18 protein-coding genes are annotated in these 16,728 nt (G+C 60.1%); 12 read left to right on the top strand and 6 right to left on the bottom strand.

Translation table 11 applies throughout. The features are described 5' to 3' along the window. Positions 1–215 precede the first annotated feature (215 nt). From cyaY to rnk, 3 genes are all read left to right on the top strand, one after another. Positions 216–548, top strand: a complete 333-nt coding sequence (gene cyaY / locus P5706_RS31870; protein WP_065931935.1) for an iron donor protein CyaY — start codon at positions 216–218, stop codon at positions 546–548. Positions 549–550: 2 nt separating this feature from the next. Then, positions 551–769 (top strand): DUF1289 domain-containing protein, encoded by a 219-nt coding sequence (locus P5706_RS31865; protein ID WP_200433109.1) that lies wholly within the window; start codon positions 551–553, stop codon positions 767–769. Between the two features lie 131 nt (positions 770–900). Beyond that, a complete protein-coding gene (rnk, locus tag P5706_RS31860; RefSeq protein WP_200433108.1) occupies positions 901–1,311 on the top strand; it encodes a nucleoside diphosphate kinase regulator in 411 nt (136 codons plus the stop codon). Positions 1,312–1,322: 11 nt separating this feature from the next. Here rnk and P5706_RS31855 read toward each other — a convergent pair whose 3' ends face one another. The 3 genes from P5706_RS31855 to P5706_RS31845 all read right to left on the bottom strand — a co-directional run bounded on the left by P5706_RS31855 (position 1,323) and on the right by P5706_RS31845 (position 4,971). After that, entirely contained in the window at positions 1,323–4,163 is a 2,841-nt protein-coding gene (locus tag P5706_RS31855; RefSeq protein ID WP_285684414.1) for a class I adenylate cyclase, read from the bottom strand. Between the two features lie 173 nt (positions 4,164–4,336). Then, complete coding sequence (locus P5706_RS31850) at positions 4,337–4,591, bottom strand: TIGR02647 family protein (protein WP_010207442.1); 255 nt, start codon at positions 4,589–4,591, stop codon at positions 4,337–4,339. 95 nt (positions 4,592–4,686) lie between these two features. Continuing rightward, a complete protein-coding gene (locus P5706_RS31845) occupies positions 4,687–4,971 on the bottom strand; it encodes a hypothetical protein (protein WP_010207441.1) in 285 nt (94 codons plus the stop codon). Positions 4,972–5,097: 126 nt separating this feature from the next. Here P5706_RS31845 and P5706_RS31840 point away from each other — a divergent pair, with 126 nt between their 5' ends. Next, complete coding sequence (locus P5706_RS31840; RefSeq protein WP_200433106.1) at positions 5,098–5,757, top strand: glutathione S-transferase family protein; 660 nt, start codon at positions 5,098–5,100, stop codon at positions 5,755–5,757. 101 nt (positions 5,758–5,858) lie between these two features. Here P5706_RS31840 and argH read toward each other — a convergent pair whose 3' ends face one another. Then, the gene (gene argH, locus P5706_RS31835; RefSeq protein ID WP_008439335.1) at positions 5,859–7,253 is read right to left on the bottom strand and encodes an argininosuccinate lyase; all 1,395 of its coding nucleotides are present in this window, start codon (positions 7,251–7,253) and stop codon (positions 5,859–5,861) included. A gap of 503 nt (positions 7,254–7,756) precedes the next feature. On the opposite strand from argH, the gene P5706_RS31830 reads away from it, so the two are divergent. The 7 genes from P5706_RS31830 to rsd all read left to right on the top strand — a co-directional run bounded on the left by P5706_RS31830 (position 7,757) and on the right by rsd (position 14,153). Then, the gene (locus tag P5706_RS31830; protein ID WP_200433104.1) at positions 7,757–8,503 is read left to right on the top strand and encodes a LytR/AlgR family response regulator transcription factor; all 747 of its coding nucleotides are present in this window, start codon (positions 7,757–7,759) and stop codon (positions 8,501–8,503) included. Positions 8,504–8,641: 138 nt separating this feature from the next. Further along, positions 8,642–9,583 (top strand): hydroxymethylbilane synthase, encoded by a 942-nt coding sequence (hemC, locus tag P5706_RS31825; RefSeq protein WP_200433103.1) that lies wholly within the window; start codon positions 8,642–8,644, stop codon positions 9,581–9,583. Next, on the top strand, positions 9,580–10,329 hold the full coding sequence (locus P5706_RS31820) for a uroporphyrinogen-III synthase (protein ID WP_285684406.1): 750 nt from the start codon (positions 9,580–9,582) through the stop codon (positions 10,327–10,329). Before hemC ends, P5706_RS31820 begins: the two co-directional genes overlap by 4 nt. Before the next feature lie 41 nt (positions 10,330–10,370). Beyond that, complete coding sequence (locus tag P5706_RS31815; protein ID WP_285684405.1) at positions 10,371–11,486, top strand: uroporphyrinogen-III C-methyltransferase; 1,116 nt, start codon at positions 10,371–10,373, stop codon at positions 11,484–11,486. Positions 11,487–11,491: 5 nt separating this feature from the next. Continuing rightward, positions 11,492–12,733 carry a heme biosynthesis protein HemY gene (locus P5706_RS31810; protein WP_285684403.1) on the top strand — a complete coding sequence of 414 codons (1,242 nt, stop codon included), beginning with the start codon at positions 11,492–11,494 and terminating at the stop codon, positions 12,731–12,733. 230 nt (positions 12,734–12,963) lie between these two features. Then, positions 12,964–13,485 carry a disulfide bond formation protein B gene (locus P5706_RS31805; protein ID WP_200433099.1) on the top strand — a complete coding sequence of 174 codons (522 nt, stop codon included), beginning with the start codon at positions 12,964–12,966 and terminating at the stop codon, positions 13,483–13,485. Positions 13,486–13,694: 209 nt separating this feature from the next. Next, a complete protein-coding gene (gene rsd / locus P5706_RS31800) occupies positions 13,695–14,153 on the top strand; it encodes a sigma D regulator (RefSeq protein ID WP_219270007.1) in 459 nt (152 codons plus the stop codon). Between the two features lie 53 nt (positions 14,154–14,206). On the opposite strand, the gene P5706_RS31795 is transcribed toward rsd, so the two are convergent. Continuing rightward, the gene (locus P5706_RS31795; RefSeq protein WP_285684399.1) at positions 14,207–14,884 is read right to left on the bottom strand and encodes an FKBP-type peptidyl-prolyl cis-trans isomerase; all 678 of its coding nucleotides are present in this window, start codon (positions 14,882–14,884) and stop codon (positions 14,207–14,209) included. Positions 14,885–15,076: 192 nt separating this feature from the next. On the opposite strand from P5706_RS31795, the gene P5706_RS31790 reads away from it, so the two are divergent. Continuing rightward, on the top strand, positions 15,077–16,246 hold the full coding sequence (locus P5706_RS31790) for an AlgP family protein (protein WP_285684397.1): 1,170 nt from the start codon (positions 15,077–15,079) through the stop codon (positions 16,244–16,246). Here the strand turns inward: P5706_RS31790 and P5706_RS31785 are convergent. Next, positions 16,243–16,704 (bottom strand): TIGR02444 family protein, encoded by a 462-nt coding sequence (locus P5706_RS31785; protein WP_285684395.1) that lies wholly within the window; start codon positions 16,702–16,704, stop codon positions 16,243–16,245. The two genes, P5706_RS31790 and P5706_RS31785, sit on opposite strands and share 4 nt — an antisense overlap. Positions 16,705–16,728 lie beyond the last annotated feature (24 nt).

Here is a 16,728-nt window from a genome sequence, read left to right as displayed (position 1 = left end):
ATTGCGCCCGAGTATACCGACCACCCGCCAGCTTGCCTATGCGCCGTAATACCCGTCCGGCGGGGGTTTGCCGAGCACACCGGGATTCGGCCTACGCTAAATGAGGATATTTCACGCGGCTGCGGGTAATGAAATCGGTATCCTTTGCAATCATCATGGCGCGTCCGTATCGTGCGCCGCATGAGCGTGACCAGACACTTTTCGAGGTTCCCACAATGAGTTTGACCGAAGCCCGTTTTCACGACCTGGTGGATTCGACCCAGCAGGCGCTGGAAGATATTTTCGACGACAGCGGCCTGGATGTGGACCTGGAGAACTCGGCTGGTGTGCTGACCGTGAAGTTTGAAAACGGCACCCAACTGATCTTCAGCCGCCAGGAGCCGCTGCGTCAGTTGTGGCTGGCGGCTCGCTCGGGCGGTATTCACTTCGAATACGACGAAGAGAGCGGCAAGTGGCAATGTGACAAAAGTGAAGAGTTGCTGGGCGAAATGCTTGAACGCCTGGTTTGGGAACAAGCTGGCGAAAAGCTGGACTTCGACGAGATCTGACGGTGACCCAGCCTACACCTGTACGCCCGCCCAAGCCGCTGTTCAGCAATGTCAGCCCGGCGGTGCCGTCACCTTGTATCAGTTTGTGTCGCCTGGACGAGCATAAAGTCTGCCTCGGCTGCCACCGTCACGTGGAAGACATCCGTGAATGGCGCTCCGCCGACGATGCCCGGCGCCGAGTGATTTGCGCCGAGGCCGAACAGCGTAGGGCGCGCGCCTGAGGCCGTCTTGTTTATTTGTGACGCTGTGGTAGTGTCCGGGTACGCCTCAACTCATCGAGGCCCGTGAGAACCCCGCCTTTTCCTGGCGGGGTTTTGCTTTTTTGTGCAGAAAAAAGGAGTCTGCCTGAATCATGACCACCGCACCGTCCATCATTCTCACCCGTCTTGACGTGCAGCGTCTGGAGCAATTGATCGACCGCTTGGGCGATGAGTTTCCCGGTGTCGAAGCGTTGCAAGCCGAACTCGATCGCGCAGAAACAGTCGGCCACGATGAAGTGTCGGAAGACGTCGTGACCATGAACTCCCGCGTTCATTGCCGTGAAGAAAGCAGTGGTAAAGAGCGTCACCTGACCCTGGTTTATCCCAAGGATGCCAACGCCGACGAAGGTAAAATTTCGATCCTGGCACCGGTAGGCAGCGCGTTGCTGGGCCTGCAAGTGGGTCAGCACATCGATTGGCCAGCTCCGGGCGGCAAGACGTTGAAGCTTGAATTGCTCAGCGTCGAAGGCCAGCCCAAAGATGGCGGCGCATTTTCTATCTAAGCAAGAGCCGCTTAAATCTGGCTCAGCGCCGCATTCAGCGACAACTCCAGCTCGGCCTTGTATCGCAGATACAAGTTGCTCGGGCTTTGCACATCACCGAGCAGGCCGGACAGGTCCAGGTCGGTGATGTAGCAGCGGTAACGCTCGGTCTCCCGGCGTTGCCCGACGATTTCCTGGGCCACCACGGCAAACAGTTGGTCGCCGAACTCCAGTTCGGAAAACTCCCGTTGATTGCAGTACAGGGTAATGCCGACCTGGCCGGGTGCGGCCTTGCCGATAATCGCCTGTACGTCATAAAACGGCTTGTTGGCCGGGTTCTGCGGCGCCGGCCGAGGCTCGATGCCGCGGGCGCGTTGGCTGCCTGACGGCAACAGTTGGTAATACAAAGTCTGCACTTCACCTAGCTGTTGCTGTGTATCCAGCGGTGCCAGGGCTTCGCGACGGTAGATGATCGACTGCAGGAAGCGCTGCAGCGGCGCCAACAGGCTCTGTTCATCATGAAACGGCAAGCGTTGCTGCCACAGCGCGTTGAACTCATCCAACACATACAGCTCGGCGAAGCCCTCATTGACCCGGTAGAACACCTGCACGCAATCAGCCAGGCCCATGGGCAGCAGCAAGGCCAGGTCGTGGTCTTCCAGCGCCATGGCGTCCAGGTGCAGCGGGCTATAGCTGGCCAGCTCTTCGCTGAGGTAGGCGATGAGTGCGTCCTGGGTTGGCAGTGGCACGTGAGTGGCCTGGCCCGGCGTCAGTTCCATCACGTGATAGTGCTGCTGCACCTGCAGGAGGTAGCGGTGATTGGACTGGCTCAGCAGCAGGTTCTGCACGGTGTCGAAAATTTCTTCCACCCGCTGGGCAATGAATTGCGCACGGTTGTGGCAGAAGCAGCGCACCCGCAGGCGCGGCAGGTGGTTCGGCGGCAGTTGGTTGAGGTAGTCGCGCAGGCAGTCGAGCAGTGCATGGGGCCCGTCGTAGCGGCTGACCAGTACCTCGTTCCAACTGTTGAGCGTGACCTGATCCAGGGTCAGCACCAGGTTGTCGCGCACGCCGGCGTAACTCAGGGAGTCAGTGCGCTCGGTGGTCATCAGGATGTTCAAGTCGCGGTGATGCTTGAGCGGGTCGACGCCGACGTTGATCAGCAACAGCACCTCTTCCGGCACCGCCGAGCGCAACAGGCGGTCCTCATCGACGCTGGCCAGGGGCAGGGCGATGGTCTGTTGCAGGCAGCCCAGCAGGTTGAACAGCTCGAATTCGGTCATGTCGCTGACGCCTGGATGCAGGGCCAGGCGCGTGCTGCTGTCAATCACGCCGTTACGATGGCACCAAGTGAGCATTTCCAACAGGTCGCGGCTGCGCTTGATCGGCGCGAAGTGCTCCCATTCCAGCGCCGTGAGGTTGCCGTTGTACAAGCCCCAATGATGCTGGCCAGGCTCTTTGCGGTTGGGCGATTGCACCAGGGTGAGGGTGTCTTCGGCCAGGTCCGGGGCGATGCCGGGGTTGATGAACTCGACCTTGCCGGCCTTGCGCTCAAATGCGGCATACAGGCGTCGGCCCAGCACATTGAGGTCGCGCTTGTTGATCAGGCTGACGGTCTGCTCGGTGCGGGCGAACTGGGTGAGAAAGCGATAGCTGTAATTGAGTTCGTTGACCAGTGCGCGGCGCTCGGAAGCCACCTGGCGCACTTTCCATTGGCTGCGGCTGTCCAGCAAGGCCAGTTGGCGCTGGTCCCATCCCCATTCATGGGCCAGGCGCTCCAGCAACAGCCGCTGCCAACTGGTGCTGCGTTGACCGGCGCTGAGCTTGCGATTGACCTTCAGGTACAGCGCACGGCGTACCAGCTCCAGGCGATCGGGTTCATTGCGCGCCCTGAGGTATTCCTCGATGCGGCGGTAAACCACGATGTACGGGTCCAGCTCATCCAGGTCCATCTGGTTGGCAAACACCGCACGTTTGAAGCGCAGGCTCAGGCAGTGCACGTTCGGGTGTTCGCTGGCGTACACCTCGGTCAGCAGTAGCTTGAGCACCGATTTGTACGGCGACTCGATACCCTTGAACAGTTGCCACAACCCGGCGCCGATGAATTCGCCCGGCGGGATGTGCGCCAGGTGGCCGAGGTCGAGGGTTTCATCGGCGCGGATAAAACGTTTGGAGATCAACGCGTGGGTGAATTCGGCGTAGCGGGTTTCTTCATAGACCGGCACCAGCCACCAGATGGGCGTGCGCCCGGCGAGCCAGATGGCGGTGCGGTAGAACTCATCCAGCAACAAATAGTGCTGGGTGGTGCCGCAATCGTCGGAGCTCAGCTGAGTGTCGCGCTCGCCTAAAACAAAGCGCGTCGGCTCAATCAGGAAGAAGTGAGCCTCGGCGCCCATGGTCAGCGCCCAGGCTTCGAGCAACTGGCACTTTTTGCGCAGCTCGGCCAGTTCGTTCTCGCCAAGGTCCGGAGCGTGGCAGACCCACACGTCCATGTCGCTCTGGTCCGCCTGGGCCAAGGTGCCGAGGCTGCCCATCAGGAACAGGCCGTGGATCGGCTGCGGCGGGTTGCCATGGCGCGGCTTATAGGAGAACGAGCGGGTCAGACGCTGTGCTTCCGTCAGAGCCTGGGCGTCGGGTTCGAAATTCGACAACCCTGCTGGCGTGCTGCTCGAGACATAGCCGGGCAACAGCGGGTGGTTGACGTGGAAAAACAACGGCAGCAGGGTCAGCACGCTCTGCTGGCGCGGCGTCAGCCCTTCGACGGCGCGGGCCATGCGGCCTGCATTGAGGGCCATGAAGCGCGCACGCAACTGGGCCAGCACCTTGCGGTCGATGCCTTCGTCCAGGTCGGGGCGGATTTCATGGGTGCGGGTCATGTTTAAGTCGTTGGCTCGCAGAGCCCGACGTGGGCGGCCGTATAGGAGTTTACAGCCTCAAGCGTAGGAGGTTTAGAGGGTGTGCGGCTTTTTGGCGTCAGAATTAGGTGCGGCCCACAGCAACGCCCTCGGAATCCGCTGCAGGCGGATTCCATGGGCGAAAGTAAAAGGTGTCAGGCAGCTTCTTTGGTAGTGGCGGTAGTCAGGATAGTCAGCAGGGTTTGCGCTTGTTCTGCGGCGTCGCGGCCGAGGCTGGTCAGGTAGCCCCCGTCCGGCTGGTCGATAAGACCTTTGGCATGAAGGCGTTTGGCTGCGGCGATGGCAGTAGGCGCGGCGGTCTGGTGGACTTTCAGACCTTCCTTGGTGCTGTCCAAGGGGAAGAGTACAAGGATTTCCAGTTCGGCAACCAACTCAGGGGTATACGACATAAGGACTCCAGACTTTCTAAAATTTATTAGAGGCTAGCAGGCCATAAGGTGAACGCACTTTACCGAACTGTCCAGTGTGTTGCCGCTTGTTGGATTTATTGCTTTTCGGGCGGCAATTCCGGCAGGGCACGCAGTGCAGTTTCATACCATTCGGTATTGAAAGCACGGTCCTCTTCCAGCAGCGCGTCGATCTCCACCGCAAGCACGTGGGCCATCAGTTGCAGGATCTCTTCACGTTCGTAGCCCACCAGGGTCAGCTTGTTGAACGTGGCCTTGGCCGCTGGCGGGTTTTCGCTTTCGATCTGGTTCTCGATCGCTTCGATCAGGGTGGTTTCGGCGAATTCTTCTTCGTCGTTGTCGATATCGGTTGGCTCGCTCATGGCAGGCTCCTCAAGGAAAGGGCGCCAGTCTACCGCCATTCAGGCAACTGATGCTGCTGGTCAGGCGGCCTGCATGGATCTATAACTCTTGCAGCCAACCCCACACCCGGCCTGGAGGCATTCGCAATGCTCAAGCTTTACGGATTTTCGGTCAGCAACTACTACAACATGGTCAAACTGGCGCTGCTGGAGAAAGGCCTGCCATTCGAAGAAGTACCGTTTTACGCAGGCCAAACCCCTGAAGCCTTGGCCGTCAGCCCGCGTGGCAAGGTGCCGGTGCTGGGCGTAAAACAAGGGTTTATCAACGAAACCAGCGTGATCCTCGAATACATCGAGCAAACCCAGGAAGGCCCGTCGTTGCTGCCCGCCGACCCGTATCAGCGCGCCCAGGTGCTGGCGTTGTGCCGGGAGATCGAGCTGTACATTGAGTTGCCCGCCCGTGCGTGTTTTGCCGAAGCGTTCTTTGGTATGCCGGTGCCGGACGCGATCAAGGAAAAAACCAAGGCGGAGTTGTTGCTGGGGGTTGGTTCTTTAGGTCGGCACGGCAAGTTCGCGCCGTATGTGGCGGGTGAGAGCTTCACGATTGCCGATCTGTATTTCATGTACAGCGTGAACCTCGCCTGCGCGGTGGGCGAGAAGCTGTTTGGCCTGGATTTGCTGGCGGATTTACCGAAGGCCAAGGCGTTGCTGGAGCGCCTGCATGAGATGCCCAACGCCAAGAGGGTGGCGGCGGACAGGGAGGCGGCGATGCCGGCATTTATGGCGATGATTGCCGCCAAGAAGTAGACATTTGGCGGCTGCGATGACGCTATCGCGGGCAAGCCCGCTCCCACATTTTTGAACTGTGAAGCCATTCAAGTGTGGGCGCTGGCTTGCCTGCGATGCTTTTAGCGGCTGGCGAGCAGTGCCTGGCCGCGTACAACGGCTGCCTTGACCTGCGCCGGCGCAGTGCCGCCCACGTGGTTACGGGCATTCACCGAGCCTTCCAGGGTCAGCACGGCGAACACGTCCTGCTCGATCTGGTCGCTGAACTGGCGCAGTTCTTCCAGGCTCATTTCCGCCAGGTCCTTGCCGGTGTCCACGCCGTATTTAACAGCATGGCCGACGATTTCGTGGCAGTCACGGAACGGCAGGCCACGGCGCACCAGGTAGTCCGCCAGGTCGGTAGCTGTGGAAAAACCGCGCAACGCCGCTTCACGCATGATCGCGTGCTTGGGCTTGATCGCCGGGATCATGTCGGCAAACGCACGCAACGAGTCGCGCAGGGTGTCGGCGGCGTCGAACAGCGGCTCTTTGTCTTCCTGGTTGTCCTTGTTGTAGGCCAGAGGTTGGCCTTTCATCAAGGTCAGCAGGCCCATCAGCGCGCCGAACACACGGCCGCTCTTGCCACGCACCAACTCCGGTACATCGGGGTTTTTCTTTTGCGGCATGATCGAGCTGCCGGTGCAGAAGCGGTCCGGCAGGTCGATGAACTGAAATTGCGCGCTGGTCCACAGCACCAGCTCTTCGGAGAAGCGCGACAGGTGCATCATCGCAATGCTGGCGGCGGCGCAGAATTCGATGGCGAAGTCGCGATCCGACACGCCGTCCAAAGAGTTGCCGCCCACGGCGTCGAAACCCAGCAGCTGCGCGGTGTATTCGCGGTCGATCGGGTAAGTGGTGCCGGCCAGCGCGGCGCTGCCCAACGGCATGCGGTTGGCGCGCTTGCGGCAGTCCACCAGGCGCTCGTAGTCGCGGCTGAGCATTTCGAACCAGGCCAGCAAATGATGGCCGAAGGTCACGGGCTGCGCGGTTTGCAAGTGGGTGAAGCCGGGCATGATGGTGCCGGACTCACGCTCGGCCTGCTCCAGCAGGCCTTTTTGCAGGCGGGTGATTTCGGCCAGGATCAGGTCGATCTCGTCACGCAGCCACAGGCGGATATCGGTAGCCACCTGGTCGTTACGGCTGCGACCGGTGTGCAACTTCTTGCCGGTCACACCGATGCGATCGGTGAGGCGGGCCTCGATATTCATGTGCACGTCTTCCAGGTCGACGCGCCAGTCGAACGTGCCGGCTTCGATCTCACCGCGAATGGTGGTCAGGCCGTCGATGATGCTGTCGCGCTCGGCGTCGGTCAGCACGCCGACCTTGGCCAGCATCGTGGCGTGGGCGATCGAGCCCATGATGTCATGGCGGTACAGGCGCTGGTCGAAGGTGACGGAGGCGGTGAAGCGCGCGACGAAGGCGTCGACGGGTTCACTGAAGCGGCCGCCCCAGGACTGGTTGGTCTTGTCGGTGCTCATGGATTCGCTCGTGATCTGCTTAAAAGAGGCGTGGAGGTGTGCCGCGGATAATAACAGGGTTGCCCGTGGAGGCGATGCTGCGGGTGATCGGCATTTTTATTTGCGCCAAGGATGGCTAAGTGCCTTGCCGTCGAACGCGTCCGGGAAGAGACTGGAGGCAGGCGTTAATTGAAACGATATTTGACGATTGAGCAATATCGTCTCAGCGAGCGTCTACAGTTGCACTGATAGAGCGTGAATGCACCAAAGTCGGGTGATGCGGTCATAGCCCAGACTATCCATTAAAAAAGGGGGGTATTCGGATTGTGTATCAGCAAACCCTACGACGATGCCCAAAGGCAGCAGGTCTTGGGCGCAATTGAACAGGTCCGGGTAAATTTGGGTGCCGCTGCCGGGGCACTTTTTGCCGCTCGCGCTAGTCTTAGCGTGGATCGCTGTGACGCAAGTCACCGCACCTGTCTACGCTATCCTTGTGCGAGACTCACGCAGGAATCCAGCGCAATATGAATGTCCTGATCGTTGATGACGAACCCCAAGCCCGCGAGCGACTGAGCCGTTTGGTCAGTGAACTCGAGGGTTATACAGTCCTTGAACCGAGTGCCACCAACGGTGAAGAGGCATTGACGCTGATCGACAGCCTCAAGCCGGATGTGGTGTTGCTCGATATCCGCTTGCCGGGCCTCGATGGCCTGCAAGTCGCTGCCCGCCTGAGCGAGCGAGAATCGCCGCCTGCCGTGGTGCTGTGCGCCGCTCAAGAAGAGTTTTCCACCGAGACATTGGAAGCCAGCGGTGTCAGCTTTATCGTCAAGCCGGTAACGGGCGAAGCATTGCTCAAGGCCCTCAAGAAAGCCGAGCGGCCAAACCGTGTGCAACTCGCTGCGCTGACCCAGCCGGCCGCGCAAAGTGGCAACGGGCCGCGTAGCCATATCAGCGCACGGACCCGCAAGGGCATCGAACTGATCCCGTTGGGCCAGGTGGTCTATTTTATTGCCGACCACAAGTACGTGACCCTGCGTCACGAGAGCGGCGAAGTGTTGCTCGATGAGCCGCTCAAAGCCCTTGAAGATGAGTTTGGCGACCGCTTCGTGCGCATCCACCGCAATGCACTGGTGGCCCGCGAGCGAATTGAACGCCTGCAGCGCACGCCTTTGGGGCACTTTCAGCTGTTCCTCAAAGGGCTGAACGGCGATGCCTTGATTGTCAGCCGACGTCATGTCGCCGGCGTGCGCAAGATGATGCAGCAGCTTTAGCCCAAGGGCTGTAGCAAGTCTGCATTCCCTTATCCCGGTGCGACGCGGCCAGGGAGGCCCCGCACTTGCTGATTCAAATCAAAGCGTGTTTGCCTGAGCTGTTATTATCTGCCGTATCTATTCAGTACGGATTGATCCATGTCCTCTCGCGAAATCCGCATCGCCACCCGTAAAAGCGCCCTGGCCTTGTGGCAGGCCGAATACGTCAAAGCACGCCTTGAACAGGCTCATCCAGGCCTCAAAGTATCCCTGGTGCCTATGGTCAGTCGCGGCGACAAGCTGCTCGACTCGCCGCTGTCGAAGATCGGCGGCAAGGGCTTGTTCGTCAAAGAGCTGGAAACCGCGCTGCTGGAAAACCAAGCCGACATCGCCGTGCATTCGATGAAAGACGTGCCCATGGACTTCCCCGAAGGCCTGGGCCTTTTTTGCATCTGCGAGCGCGAAGACCCGCGTGATGCCTTTGTGTCCAACACCTATGCATCCCTGGATGAGCTGCCGTTGGGCAGTATCGTCGGCACCTCCAGCCTGCGTCGTCAGGCGCAATTGCTGACCCGTCGCCCGGACCTGCAGATTCGCTTTTTGCGCGGCAACGTCAACACTCGCCTGGCCAAGCTGGATGCCGGCGAATATGACGCGATCATCCTTGCGGCTGCCGGCTTGATCCGCCTGGGCTTTGAAGACCGCATTACGTCGGCCATCAGCGTCGAAGACAGCTTGCCGGCCGGTGGGCAGGGCGCAGTCGGCATTGAGTGCCGCACCGCCGACAGCGAAATCCATGCCTTGCTCAAACCTCTCGATCACCACGACACCGAAGTGCGTGTCACTGCTGAACGTGCCCTCAACAAGCACCTCAACGGTGGCTGCCAGGTGCCGATTGCCTGCTACGCAGTGCTTGAAGGTGAAAACCTCTGGTTGCGTGGCTTGGTCGGTGATCCGGACGGCGGCACGTTGCTCACTGCCGAGGTGCGTGGGCCGCAGCGTGACGCGACCGCCTTGGGCATCCAGGTCGCAGAAGAGCTGCTGGGCAAGGGCGCTGGCGCCATTCTGGAAAAAGTCTATGGCGAGGCCGGCCCACAGTGACCGATTGGCGCGTGCTGCTGACGCGGCCCGCTGAAGAGTCGGCGGCCGTAGCTGCGTTGTTGGCCGAAGCCGGTATTTTCAGCAGCAGCTTGCCGTTGCTGGATACCGAAGCCTTGCCCGTCACGCCCGAGCAGCAGGCTGTGTTTGCTGACTTGGGCCGCTACAGCGCGGTAATTGTGGTGAGCAAACCGGCTGCACGCCTGGCGGTGCAGCAATTGCAGCAGCCCTGGCCAGCGTTGCCGTGGTTCAGTGTGGGCGCTGCCACTGCGCAGGTACTGGCCGATCACGGTCTCAACGTTCACTATCCGCAAACCGGCGACGACAGCGAGGCCTTGCTTCAATTGCCGGCCTTGCGCGAGGCTGTCGCACGGCCCGGCGCTCGGGTGTTGATCCTGCGAGGCGAGGGCGGCCGGGAGTTGCTGGCTGAGCGTTTGCGTGAGCAAGGTGCTAGTGTCGATTATCTGGAATTGTATCGGCGTTTCCTCCCGGCTTACGACGTCGGGGCGCTGATGCAACGCATCCAGTTGGAACGCTTGAACGGCCTGGTGGTCAGCAGTGGGCAGGGTTTTTTACACCTGCAAGCTCTGGCCGGTACCGATTGGCCGAAGGTGGCGCAGCTGCCGTTGTTCGTGCCCAGCCCTCGCGTGACTGAAATGGCGCGGGCCGCTGGTGCAGAAAAAGTTGTGGATTGTCGCGGCGCGAGCGCCGCGGCTTTGTTAGTGGCGTTGCGCAGCGCTGCCTCATAAGGCATGCGGCGCCCACTCTCTGATACGCAAAGGACGGATACGTGAGCGAAACAGCCTTGCCTAAAGATGAAACCCAACCCGCAGTTGATGCGCCGGTTGAGTCACAGGTCGCCGCGCCACGCCGTGGCAATGGCCTGGCGGTTGTGGCCCTGTTGCTCGGTGCCGCTGGCGTCGCCGCTGGCGGTTGGGGGATCTGGCAGGTCCGTGCCCTGCAAGCCAGCAGCCAGCAACAGCTGGGCCAGGTGCAGACCCTTGATGATCAATCCCAAACCCTCAAGCAAAGCCAGCAACAACTGGCAGCGCGTCTGGCGCAGTTGCCTGCGGCGGACGAGCTTGAGGAGCGCCGCCGCCTGGTTGCCCAATTGCAGGGTGACCAGCAGCGTCTGAGCCAACGCCTTGAAACCGTGCTGGGCGCCAGTCGCCAGGACTGGCGCCTGGCCGAAGCTGAACACCTGATCCGCCTGGCCAGTCTGCGTCTCTCTGCCTTGCAGGACATCAACAGCGCCCAGTCATTGGTCCAGGGTGCTGACGAAATTCTGCGCGAACAAAGTGACCCAGGCGCTTACGCCGCACGTGAGCAGTTGGCCAAGAGCCTTGCTGCGCTGCGCAGTACCGAGCAACCCGACCGCACCGGCTTGTACTTGCAGCTGGCCGCTCTGCGTGATCAGGTCGTAGCGCTTGCGGCTATCGCGCCGGAGTATCAGCTCACCGAGCCTGCGTCCGCAGGGCGTTCGAGCACCGATACGGAAAACCGCCTGAGCCAGTGGTGGGAGCAGATCTCTCGCTATTTCCGCATCGACTTCAACCCCGATGACAACATTCGTCCGTTGCTCGCCGGCCAAGGCTTGAATCAAGTGCGCCTGGCGCTGAGTCTGGCGCTGGAGCAAGCGCAGTGGGCCGCGCTTAACGGCGAAACGGCGGTGTACAGCCGCTCGCTCGGTGAGGCGCGCAGCGTGCTGCAGGACAACTTCAATCAGGACAACCCGCAGAGCAAAGCGATGCTGGCGCGCATTGCCGAGCTCGAGCCCAAGGCTGTCTCGGTGGTGACGCCGGACCTGGCCACCAGCCTGGCCGCCGTCCAGGCCTACCTTGAGCGCCGTCATCTGTCTGCCGATGAAGCCAAGGCGTCGGCGGGCACGCCGGCGACCAAGGAGTAGAGCCGATGAAGCGTTTCTATGTGATCCTGGTGCTGGCGGTTGCGATCGCCCTGGCACTGGGCGTGGGTATTTCGAAACACACCGGCTACGTGCTGATTACCTATCCCCATCTGCTGCATTACGAGTCGAGCCTGTGGGCCACGCTGGTGGCGGTGTTTGCCGTTGTACTGGTGATCTACCTGCTGCGTGTGCTGCTCAGCTTGCTCACTACCTCGGGTGGCGTGGTCAACCCGTGGTCGCGGCGTAACCGCAGCCGCCGTGTGCAGATAGCCATTGAGCAAGGCCAGATGGACCTCGCCGAGGGCCGCTGGGCCAGCGCCGAACGCCACCTGCACCGCGCGGCTGAGGCCGAGCGTCAGCCGCTGTTGTATTACCTTGGCGCCGCACGTGCTGCCAACGAACAGGGCCGGTATGCAGAGTCTGACGGTTTGCTGGAGCGTGCTTTAGAACGCCAGCCGCAGGCGGAACTGGCTGTGGCCCTGAGCCATGCGCAACTGCAGATGGACCGTGGTGACACTGAAGGTGCACTGGTCACGTTGCAGGCCATGTACGAGCGTCACCCGCATAACGCGCAGGTGTTGCGCCAATTGCAGCGTCTGCATCAGCAGCGGGGCGATTGGCCGTCGGTGATTCGCTTGTTGCCCGAACTGCGCAAGGACAAAGTGCTTCCCGCTGCTGAGCTGGCCGAACTTGAGCGGCGTGCCTGGGGCGAAAACCTTGGGCTGGCGGTCGAGCGTGAAGCGCAGGGCGAAGCCGGTTTGCAGTCTTTGGAACGAGCGTGGGAACAACTCACCTCCGCCCAGCGCCAAGAGCCGCAACTGGTCTTGGCTTATGCAGAGCAACTGCGCCGGCTGGGGGCTGACGCCAAGGCCGAGGAAGTTCTGCGTGCCGCCATCAAGCGCGGCTATGACAGCCATCTGATCCGGCTGTACGGTTTGTTGCGTGGCAGTGACCCGGGTCGTCAGCTCAAATTCGCCGAAGGCTGGCTCAAGGACCATCCGGGGGATGCCAGCCTGTTGCTGACGCTAGGTCGTCTGTGTCTGCAAAACAGCCTGTGGGGCAAAGCACGCGACTATCTGGAAAGCAGCCTGCAGGTGCAGCGCAATCCCGAAGCGTGTGCAGAACTGGCGCGCTTGCTGGCCCAGCTGGGCGATACCGAGCGCAGCAACCAGTTGTTCCAGGAAGGCCTGGGGCTTCTGGACAGCCGCTTGCTGGCATCACCGCTGCCGGTGCCAGCGCGAGTGTAAGAATGAAAGCAAGGTTGGCTCGGACATTTCTGAGGGCCAACCTTTCTTTGTCGCGTAAACCCGGGCGCTAAAGCTCTACGTAGCAAATTCCTACCGTCAACTGCTTGAAGTCATCCAGGTTCTGACGGCATATCCATAGGCTGTTGCGGAATTGTCTGCTCTGGTGCGTATTGAAAGGAGTCAGGCCTTTACTCTACCGTAAGGGTCTATCTCTTGCGGTACGGATAACAATGTCTTTGGCCCCTTCACGCTCCCTGTTTCTCCTGGCCTTCTTGGCTGGTGCGCTGACGTTGGGTGCGTCTTTTTATCTTGAGTTCGGCGCGCTCTTGCGTCCTTGCTTCCTGTGTCAGGTGCAGCGCATCTTTTTAGCTGCCTTCACGCTGATTAACCTGGCCGCAGCGATTCATAACTCTAAACGCTCAGGGACTTACCTATACGGGCTGGCCAGCATGGGCTGTGCACTGCTCGGGGCCATCACTGCGGTACGCCAGGTGCTGCTACAAAATGCCGCGCCGGAGCAGGTCAGCGAGTGCTGGCCCAGCCTTCACTACATGATTGAAAACCTGTCGTTATGGCAAGCACTGCAACTGACGGTCAAAGGCACCGTGGACTGCGTGGAACTCAACTGGACACTGTTTGACCTGAGCCTGCCGGAATGGAGCTTGTTGTTCTTCTTGGCGATGCTGCTTCTCGGCATCATGCAGTTTTCACGATTGTTGCCGGGCCGGCGTTTACACCCTGCGAGGTACTGAAAATTCTCCGAAATGTGTAGGGCGGGATTAAACACTTGTATGAACTTTCTCTCCTGCGTACCTTGAAGCCATAGTCATGCGGGCATAATCTGGCCCGCACGCGTTATAGAAACCGTTTGTGACATGCGGCCTTGTCCGGCTGCCGCCTCAATGTTTGAGGTGTTGCGCGGGCACAGGCGGCAGCGCCCCTATAGGGAAGAGAGATCACCATGCTGGAAAGTTGTCAGAATGCTCAGGAACGCTGGGGTGGAGTGCACAAGCTGATCGACAGCTGGTTGAAGGCACGTCACGAACTGGTTCGAGCCTTTGATGCTCTTGGCGCCAAGCCCGAGGCACTGGCTGAGAATCGCGAACCGTTGCAGGATTTTTGCGCTGTATTGGTGGACTACGTGTCAGCCGGCCATTTTGGTGTTTACGAGCAACTGACCAAGGAGGCGGAAGCTTTTGATGATCAGCGTGGTCTGGATCTGGCAGAGACGATCTACCCGCGCATTGATGTAATTACCGAGAAGCTGCTGGCCTTCACCGATCTGTGTGATGCTGGTAATTGTGTTGCTGAAAAATTCAAAGAATTGGGTGCGCTGTTGCATGAGCGCTTCGAGTTGGAAGACTGCCTGATCGAAGTACTGCATAACGCTCACAAGGAAGAGGCAGCCACCCAGGCTTGACCCTCAAAGTGAGATGAAAAAACGGTGCGCATGGCGCACCGTTTTTTATTGGGTCAGTGGCGAGTGCCGAGCAATTCGATCTCGAATACCAATGGCGTATACGGCGGGATCAATTCACCCGCACCGTCGGCGCCATAGGCCTGGGCGGAAGGAATGACCAAGCGCCATTTCGCGCCTACCGGCATTTGCTGCAGCGCGCTGCTCCAGCCGCTGATCACACTGTCCAGGCGAAACCATTGGGGCTGTGTGCTCTTGTCGAAAACCGTCCCATCGGGCAGCCGTCCTACGTAATTGACTTGCACCTCATCAGTCGCCAGCGGTTTGCTGCCGTTGCCGGGTGCCAGCTCGGTGAGCAGGATGCCATCTGCCAGTTCACGCACGCCGCTGACCGCTTTTTCCTTGGCTAAGAATTGCTGTTCGGCGGCGAGTGCTTTTTCGCTTTGTGGTGCCTCGGCGTCGGCAGCGTTTTGTGCTTCGTGTTGGGCGAGGATCTGTTCGATGCGTGCATCATCCAGCGCCAATGACTTGCCCAGGTAGGCTTGCTTGAGGCCATCGAGCAGGGCTTGGATCTGCAGGTCGGGCACCTGCTGGCGCAAGCGCTCGCCGAGGCTTGCGCCCAAACTGTAGGCAAGGTCGTGTGGGTCTGGGGCGGTGGTTTTGGACGGCAATTGCTCGCCTGCATTGGCGACGCTAATCGCCAAGCTCAGCACTAAAAAAAGATAACGCGACATGGTGCTTCTCCCACCGAAAGTGCGACGGATTATGCCAGTGTGAGTGGGTAAAAAGTGCCGCAGTTTTTTGTTATATCGATAAGAATTTACTCACGGTGCAACGCAAGGCAAACGATACTGTCAACATGCCCTAGCGGCGGTAAGAGCAGAGGGCTAGTATGAGCCGCACCCACGTCAGCCAGGAGGTAAACCATGTCGGCCAAACAGAAGCCTGTTAATACCCCGTTGCATTTACTCCAACAACTTTCGGGCAGCTTGCTCGAACATCTGGAAAGCGCATGTTCCCAAGCGTTGGCCGATGCAGAAAAACTGCTCGCCAAACTGGAAAAACAACGCGGTAAAGCGCAAGAAAAGCTGCACAAATCCCGCACCAAACTGCAAGACGCCGCGACTGCCGGCAAAGCCAAGGCACAAGCCAAAGCCAAAGACGCCGTCAAAGAACTTGAGGACCTGCTGGACGCCCTCAAGGATCGCCAAGCTGAAACCCGCACCTACATTTCCCAACTCAAAAAAGATGCTCAGGAAAGCCTGAAACTGGCCCAGGGCGTTGGTCGAGTGAAAGAAGCTGTGGCCAAAGTATTGGGCGCCCGTACCCCGGCAAAAGCTGCTGCGTCGAAAGCTCCAGCCAAGGCCGCAGCCAAGCCAGCGGCTAAAACTGCTGCTGCGAAACCAGCCGCCAAACCAGCTGCTAAAACTGCTGCTGCGAAACCAGCCGCCAAGCCAGCTGCTAAAACTGCTGCTGCGAAACCAGCCGCCAAGCCAGCGGCTAAAACTGCTGCTGTGAAACCAGCCGCCAAGCCAGCTGCTAAAACTGCTGCTGCGAAACCAGCCGCCAAGCCAGCGGCTAAAACTGCTGCTGCGAAACCAGCCGCCAAGCCAGCTGCTAAAACTGCTGCTGCAAAACCAGCCGCCAAGCCAGCAGCTAAAACTGCTGCTGCAAAGCCAGCCGCCAAACCAGCAGCTAAAACTGCTGCTGCAAAACCGGCTGCCAAGCCAGCGGCTAAAACTGCTGCTGCCAAACCAGCTGCCAAGCCAGCGGCTAAAACTGCTGCTGCGAAACCAGCTGCCAAGCCAGCGGCTAAACCTGCTGCTGCGAAGCCAGCCGCCAAGCCGGCTGCTAAACCTGCTGCTGCCAAACCAGCGGTCAAGCCAGCGGCTAAACCTGCTGCTGCGAAACCAGCGGTCAAGCCAGCGGCTAAACCCGCTGCTGCAAAGCCAGCTGCTGCCAAGCCTGCCCCGGCCAAGCCGGCAACTCCGGCTGCCGCGCCTGCTGCTCCGACAGCTTCCAGCGCTCCAACCGCATCGGCCAGCAGCACACCTGCACCGGTAGCGCCAAGTACCACCCCAACCAGCGCTTCCTAAGTGCGGGTGGCCACGACGCGCAGCTGCTGCAGCGCGTCGTGGTCAAGGTTGGCGGCTTCGGTCGCCAAGCCTTCCAGCCATTTCGGTTGACGCTCTTCCCCAGTCGGCCATGCCAGCGCCAATACTTCCAGGCGCGCTAACAATTCCCGTTCGGCCTCCAGCTCCAGAGCTTTGACTCGCTCGCGTAACGCCGCCAGAGGCACATCCTGTTGCGCCATGGTTCGCCACTGCATGCGCATCTGTCGCAACGGTTCGACCACCGTTTTTTGCCAAGGGCGTGCAAGCTGTAGCAGGGCCTCAATGCGCTCAGGTTCAAGCGCTACGCCACGCTGCTCCAGCCAGGCGCCACACAGCAGTAGGCACACATCCGCGCCTTGTTCCTGCAAGCGCAGGCAAGCGGCTTCGCACCCTGGGCGGGCGTAAATCGAAAGGGCAAAGCTCCACAGGTCAGCGCACATATTCACACCCAAGCCAGCGGCCAA

The organism is Pseudomonas sp. ChxA, assembly GCF_030263855.1.
Classification (GTDB): Bacteria; Pseudomonadota; Gammaproteobacteria; order Pseudomonadales; family Pseudomonadaceae; genus Aquipseudomonas; species Aquipseudomonas fluorescens_CB.
Note: the sequence above shows the minus strand (reverse complement) of the source record. Positions and strands in the feature narration are given on the sequence as shown.

Bases quoted from the DNA above. Each gene is read 5' to 3' on its own strand.
- P5706_RS31805 (WP_200433099.1), top strand. From the start codon at position 12,964: ATGTCTTTGGCCCCTTCACGCTCCCTGTTTCTCCTGGCCTTCTTGGCT.
- rnk (WP_200433108.1), top strand. From the start codon at position 901: ATGACCACCGCACCGTCCATCATTCTCACCCGTCTTGACGTGCAGCGT.
- P5706_RS31855 (WP_285684414.1), bottom strand. From the start codon at position 4,163: ATGACCCGCACCCATGAAATCCGCCCCGACCTGGACGAAGGCATCGAC.
- P5706_RS31810 (WP_285684403.1), top strand. From the start codon at position 11,492: ATGAAGCGTTTCTATGTGATCCTGGTGCTGGCGGTTGCGATCGCCCTG.
- rsd (WP_219270007.1), top strand. From the start codon at position 13,695: ATGCTGGAAAGTTGTCAGAATGCTCAGGAACGCTGGGGTGGAGTGCAC.
- argH (WP_008439335.1), bottom strand. From the start codon at position 7,253: ATGAGCACCGACAAGACCAACCAGTCCTGGGGCGGCCGCTTCAGTGAA.
- P5706_RS31850 (WP_010207442.1), bottom strand. From the start codon at position 4,591: ATGTCGTATACCCCTGAGTTGGTTGCCGAACTGGAAATCCTTGTACTC.
- P5706_RS31840 (WP_200433106.1), top strand. From the start codon at position 5,098: ATGCTCAAGCTTTACGGATTTTCGGTCAGCAACTACTACAACATGGTC.
- P5706_RS31785 (WP_285684395.1), bottom strand. From the start codon at position 16,704: ATGTGCGCTGACCTGTGGAGCTTTGCCCTTTCGATTTACGCCCGCCCA.
- P5706_RS31795 (WP_285684399.1), bottom strand. From the start codon at position 14,884: ATGTCGCGTTATCTTTTTTTAGTGCTGAGCTTGGCGATTAGCGTCGCC.
- cyaY (WP_065931935.1), top strand. From the start codon at position 216: ATGAGTTTGACCGAAGCCCGTTTTCACGACCTGGTGGATTCGACCCAG.
- P5706_RS31830 (WP_200433104.1), top strand. From the start codon at position 7,757: ATGAATGTCCTGATCGTTGATGACGAACCCCAAGCCCGCGAGCGACTG.
- P5706_RS31845 (WP_010207441.1), bottom strand. From the start codon at position 4,971: ATGAGCGAGCCAACCGATATCGACAACGACGAAGAAGAATTCGCCGAA.
- P5706_RS31790 (WP_285684397.1), top strand. From the start codon at position 15,077: ATGTCGGCCAAACAGAAGCCTGTTAATACCCCGTTGCATTTACTCCAA.
- hemC (WP_200433103.1), top strand. From the start codon at position 8,642: ATGTCCTCTCGCGAAATCCGCATCGCCACCCGTAAAAGCGCCCTGGCC.